The sequence below is a fragment of the Kitasatospora sp. LaBMicrA B282 genome (assembly GCF_050325825.1).
In the GTDB taxonomy this organism is placed as follows: Bacteria; Actinomycetota; Actinomycetes; order Streptomycetales; family Streptomycetaceae; genus Kitasatospora.
The window spans coordinates 3281-9062 of sequence record NZ_JBNQTI010000248.1 but is presented as its reverse complement, the minus strand read 5'-3'; the positions used below and the strand labels follow the sequence as shown (position 1 = coordinate 9062).

At 73.9% G+C, this 5782-nt stretch carries 3 protein-coding genes; all 3 read left to right on the top strand.

The genetic code is table 11. The features are described from left to right. The first annotated feature begins 240 nt into the window (after positions 1-240). Positions 241-1773 (top strand): DUF7059 domain-containing protein, encoded by a 1533-nt coding sequence (locus ACQRUO_RS36875; protein ID WP_428320544.1) that lies wholly within the window; start codon positions 241-243, stop codon positions 1771-1773. Between the two features lie 286 nt (positions 1774-2059). Continuing rightward, positions 2060-2548, top strand: a complete 489-nt coding sequence (locus ACQRUO_RS36870; RefSeq protein WP_428320543.1) for a hypothetical protein — start codon at positions 2060-2062, stop codon at positions 2546-2548. A gap of 292 nt (positions 2549-2840) precedes the next feature. Then, entirely contained in the window at positions 2841-5726 is a 2886-nt protein-coding gene (topA, locus tag ACQRUO_RS36865; protein ID WP_428320542.1) for a type I DNA topoisomerase, read from the top strand. The last annotated feature ends 56 nt before the right edge of the window (positions 5727-5782 follow it).

Here is a 5782-nt window from a genome sequence, read left to right as displayed (position 1 = left end):
CCGGCCGCCGGGAGCCCGGCCGCCCAGGGCAACTCCTCCGGCAGCCCCGCCGCAGGCAGTTCCGCCGCGGGCAGCCCGGCGGCCGGCAGTCCCGCTGCCGGCAGCCCGGCGGCCGCCGCCTCGGGCCAGTGAGCCGCCGCGGACACTCCGCCGCCGGCTGACCGGTGCCCACCGGTGCCCACCGGTCCGCCCGGGCGTGCCCAGGTCGGACCGGCGGGCCAGGGGCGGGACAATGACGGGGTGACCAAGCTCCCCACTCCCGACCCCGCCCGCCTCGACCGCCTGCGCGAGGCGCTGCTCACCGCCGGCTACACCGCCGACGGCTGCCTCGACCTGCTCGGCCCCACCGCCTACGCCGCGCTGGCCCGCAGCGAGGCGGTGCCCGCGCTGCGCGCGACCCGGGGCGGGACCCCGCTGGAGAGCCTGATCCGTCTCTTCCTGCTCCAGCAGCCGGTCGCCCACGCCGCGGCCGCCGCCGCGCTGCCGTTGGCGGACTGCCTGGCCGACGGCTGGCTGGAGCGCGACGGCGACGAGGTGCGCGCCACGGTCGACGTCCGCCCGTACGCGAACGAGGTTGCCGGGCTCGACAGCTCGGACGCCTGGGTGGTCTCCGACCTGGGCTGCGCGGTCGGCGGCGCGGGCGGCATCGGCGCCAGCGGCAGTGCCGCCGGGGTGGCCCGGCGCGACCTGGTGCTCGGCGTCGGCGGCGCCTCCACCACGCTGGCCGGGCTGGCCGTGCGGCGCCCGGTGCGGGCCGCCCTGGACCTGGGCACCGGCTCCGGGGTGCAGGCGCTGCACGCGGCCCGGCACGCCCAGCGGGTGACCGCCACCGACCTCAACCCGCGGGCGCTGGCCTTTGCCCGGCTGACCCTGGCGCTGTCCGGCTTCACCAACACCGAGACCGTCGAGGGCAGCCTGTTCGAGCCGGTCGGCGACCGTCGCTTCGACCTGATCGTCTCCAACCCGCCGTTCGTCATCTCGCCCGGCAGCCGCTTCGTCTACCGGGACGGCGGCATGGCCGGCGACGACCTGTGCCGCTCGCTGGTCCGCGGCGCGGCCGCCCACCTGGAGCCCGGCGGCTACTGCCAGTTGCTGGCCAACTGGCAGCACGTCAAGGGCGAGGACTGGCACGAGCGGCTGGCCGGCTGGGTGGCCGGCACCGGGCTGGACGCCTGGGTGGTGCAGCGCGAGGTCCAGGACGTGGCCCAGTACGCCGAGCTGTGGCTGCGCGACGGCGGCGACCACCTGGCCTCGCGGGACGCCTACCAGCAGCGGTACGGCGAGTGGCTGGACGCCTTCGAGGCGGCCCAGGTGGAGGGCATCGGCTTCGGCTGGATCACCCTGCGGGCCGCGGGCGCCGAGCAGCCCACGGTGCGGATCGAGGAGTGGCCGCACCCGGTCGAGCAGCCGCTGGGCCCGCACATCGAGGAGTGGTTCGCCCGGCAGGACTTCCTGCGGGCCGCCGACGACGCCGCGCTGCTGGCCGCCCGCTACCTGCTGGCCGACGAGGTGGTGCAGGAGCAGGTGGGCGAACCGGGCGCGGAGGACCCGGAGCACGTGGTGCTGCGGCACGGCCGGGGGATGCGGCGGGCCACCAAGGTGGACACCGTGGGCGCCGGCTTCGCGGGGGTGTGCGACGGGAGCCTGACGGCCGGCGAGATCCTCGACGCGATCGCCCGGCTGCTGGGCGAGGACGCGGCGCGGCTGCGCGACCGGGTGCCGGAGTCGCTGCGGCTGCTGGTGGAGCAGGGGTTCGTCGAGCCGGTCCGCTAGGGGCTCGTCGGGCTCGTCGGGCTCGTCGGGCTCGTCGGGCTCACGCCGGGCGTCCGCCGCGCCGCCAGGCCGTTGATCTGATCATCGGTCAGCGGTGCGTCGCCAGGCGGCCGGTGGGCGCGATCCGGCGCAGTCCGGCGCGGTCTGCCGCCGCCCGGTTGGTCGATCCGTGATCCGGCGTTTCCCGCGCGTTCACCGACCGTCGACACCAGGTTGGCCCCCGCCTGCGACGTTCCGGGAGGGGAAGATCATCGGCGCGGGGTGGAACCGGGGGCACGGGGTGGAGATGCCGGCAGCAGTGGTGGCCGGGGGCGTGCTGGCGCTCTTCGGAGGCGCACTGCTGTTCTGGTGCGCGGCCGAGCTGCGCCTTCGCCACCGGCTGCGCCGCCACGGCATCCCCGTGACCGCCCTGGTGCTGCCGGACCCGGCGCCCACGGATGCCCTCGACCCGGCCCCGCTGCTCCGCTACGCCACCCTGCCCACGCTCGGTCTGCCCACCGCAGCCCAGGCCGCGGGCGACGGGCGGTCGGTCCCGGTGGCCGAGTCGCTCTCGATCCTGGCCCGTCCGCGCGGCACCACCCGGCTGCGGCGTCCGGCGGGGCTGCCGGCCGGCAGCACGGTCCGGGTGAGCTACGACCCCTGCCGCCCGGCACGGGTGGTGCTGACCGGCAAGGGCGTGGCGGCCTCGGTTCCGCTTGACGTGTTCTGGACGTTTCTGGGCACCAGCAGCCTGGCCGGCGGGCTCAGCCTGCTCGCCGCGGTCGTCCTGCGCTGAGCTGCCGGGTCCGGGCACCACGGCCCGGCTTGATCACTGCCGACCAGCGGCGATGCGCCGCGCCCCGCCGCCCCCGAGGACGATAACCACTGGGCGGGAACGCCGGTGATCGGGTTACCGTTCGAGTGGCGTCGGTCGGCCTTGCCGGTGAAAAAGCCGGATCAGTCCGTTTGACAAGGGTGGCCAGGGTACGGTCACACTCCGCTGGTGGGGTCGTCGCGGTGCGGCGGCCCCGGGCGGTGGTGTGCCCGTCGGCCAGCGCACAGGAAACGACCGGGAGAGAAGAGCGAAGGTGTCCCCGACCAGCGAGACCGCGCAGGGCGGCAAGCGACTCGTCATCGTCGAGTCGCCCGCCAAGGCGAAGACGATCAAGGGCTACCTCGGCCCCGGCTACATCGTCGAGGCGAGCGTCGGGCACATCCGCGACCTGCCCGGGACGGCCGCGGAGGTCCCGGACAAGTACACCGGCGAGGTGCGCCGGCTCGGGGTCGACGTCGACCACGACTTCGCCCCCATCTACGTGGTCAACGCGGACAAGAAGGCCCAGGTCAGCAAGCTCAAGCAGCTGCTCGCCGAGTCCGACGAACTCTTCCTCGCCACCGATGAGGACCGCGAGGGCGAGGCCATTGCCTGGCACCTGCAGCAGGTGCTCAAGCCCAAGGTGCCGGTCAAGCGGATGGTCTTCCACGAGATCACCAAGGCCGCCATCCAGGAGGCGGTGGCCAACCCGCGCGAGCTGAACCAGCGCCTGGTCGACGCCCAGGAGACCCGCCGGATCCTCGACCGCCTCTACGGCTACGAGGTCTCCCCGGTGCTCTGGAAGAAGGTCATGCCGAAGCTCTCGGCCGGCCGGGTCCAGTCGGTGGCCACCCGCCTGGTGGTCGAGCGCGAGCGCGAGCGGATCGCCTTCACCTCTGCCTCCTACTGGGACCTGGTGGCCGTCTTCGGCACCGGCCGGACCGCGGCCGACGCCGCCAACCCGGAGAACTTCGGCGCCCGCCTGGTCTCGGTGGACGGCCGGCGGATCGCCAGCGGCCGCGACTTCGGCCCGGACGGCCGACTGCGCGACGCCGCCCTGGCGGCGAACACCATGCACCTGGACGAGCCGGCCGCCCGCGCGCTGGCCGCCGCCCTGGAGCAGACCTCGTTCAGCGTGCGCAGCGTCGAGTCCAAGCCGTACCGCCGCTCGCCCTACGCCCCGTTCCGCACCACCACGCTGCAGCAGGAGGCCAGCCGCAAGCTGGGCTTCGGCGCCAAGCGGACCATGCAGGTGGCCCAGAAGCTGTACGAGAACGGCTTCATCACCTACATGCGCACCGACTCCACCACGCTCTCCGAGACCGCGGTGGCGGCCGCCCGCAGCCAGGTGACCCAGCTGTACGGCGCCGACTACCTGCCGGACGCCCCCCGCGTCTACGCCAGCAAGGTCAAGAACGCCCAGGAGGCGCACGAGGCGATCCGCCCCTCCGGCGACCGCTTCCGCACCCCGGCCGAGACCGGCATGTCCGGCGACGACTTCCGGCTGTACGAGCTGATCTGGATGCGCACCGTCGCCTCCCAGATGAAGGACGCGGTCGGCCAGTCGGTGACGGTCCGGGTCGGCGGCACCTCGGCGGATCGCCGGGCGGTCGAGTTCTCCGCCTCCGGCAAGATCATCACCTTCCACGGCTTCCTCAAGGCCTACGTCGAGGGCGCCGACGACCCGAACGCCGAGCTGGACGACCGCGAGCGGCGGCTGCCCCGGCTGGCCGAGGGCGACCCGCTGGCCGCCGAGCAGCTGACCCCCGAGGGCCACGCCACCAAGCCGCCGGCCCGCTACACCGAGGCCTCGCTGGTCAAGGAGCTGGAGGACCGGGAGATCGGCCGCCCATCGACCTACGCGTCGATCATCGACACGATCATCAACCGGAAGTACGTGTTCAAGAAGGGGACGGCCCTGGTCCCCTCCTTCCTCTCGTTCGCCGTGGTCAACCTGCTGGAGAAGCACTTCGGCCGGCTGGTCGACTACGACTTCACGGCCCGGATGGAGGACGACCTCGACCGGATCGCGGCCGGCCAGGCCGAGTCGGTGCCGTGGCTGAAGCGCTTCTACTTCGGTGAGGGCGAGGGCGCCGGCGTCGCCGCCGAGGCGGGCAACGGCGACGGCGACCACCTCGGCGGGCTGAAGGAGCTGGTCACCGACCTGGGCGCGATCGACGCCCGGGAGATCAGCTCGTTCCCGCTCAGCGACGAGATCACGCTGCGGGTCGGCCGCTACGGCCCGTACGTCGAGAAGGCGGCGAAGAGCGAGGAGGAGACCGGCCTGCGGGCCGACATCCCCGACGAGCTGCCGCCGGACGAGCTGACCGTCGAGCTGGCCGAGCAGCTGCTGGCCGCGCCGAGCGGCGACGTCGAGCTGGGCACCGACCCGGTCAGCGGCAACCCGCTGGTGGCCAAGGCCGGCCGGTTCGGTCCGTACGTCACCGAGGTGCTGCCCGAGGGCACCCCGAAGACCGGCAAGAACGCGGTCAAGCCGCGCACCGCCTCGCTCTTCAAGACCATGTCGCTGGAGACGGTGACGCTGGAGGACGCGCTGCGGCTGCTCTCGCTGCCCCGGGTGGTCGGCAGCGACGCCGAGGGCGTGGAGATCACGGCGCAGAACGGCCGCTACGGCCCGTACCTCAAGAAGGGCACCGACTCGCGCTCGCTGACCAGCGAGGACCAGCTCTTCACGGTCACCCTGGAGGAGGCGCTGGCGATCTACGCCCAGCCCAAGCAGCGCGGCCGCGCCGCGGCGGCCCCGCCGCTGCGCGAGCTGGGCACCGACCCGGTCAGCGAGCGCCCGGTGGTGGTCAAGGACGGCCGGTTCGGGCCTTACGTGACCGACGGCGAGACCAACGCCACGCTCCGCAAGGACGACGACGTCGCCACCATCACCCCCGAGCGCGGTTACGAGCTGCTGGCCGAGAAGCGGGCCAAGGGACCGGTGAAGAAGGTCGCGAAGAAGGCGCCGGCGAAGAAGACCGCCGCCAAGGCCACCGCCGCCAAGACCACCACGGCCAAGAAGACGGCGGCCAAGAAGACCGCGGCGAAGAAGACCACCGCGACGGCCGGCGCCGCGAAGAAGACGGCGGCCAAGAAGACCGTCGCGAAGAAGGCCGTCGCCGCTGATCAGGCGACGGTCACCGACGAGGGCTGAGCCCGACCGGGTGGCAGCAGGCCCCGGCCCCGACCGCACCAGGCGGTCGGGGCCGG

Excerpts from the sequence above, each read along its gene's own strand:
- ACQRUO_RS36870 (WP_428320543.1), top strand. The coding sequence starts at position 2,060 with ATGCCGGCAGCAGTGGTGGCCGGGGGCGTGCTGGCGCTCTTCGGAGGC.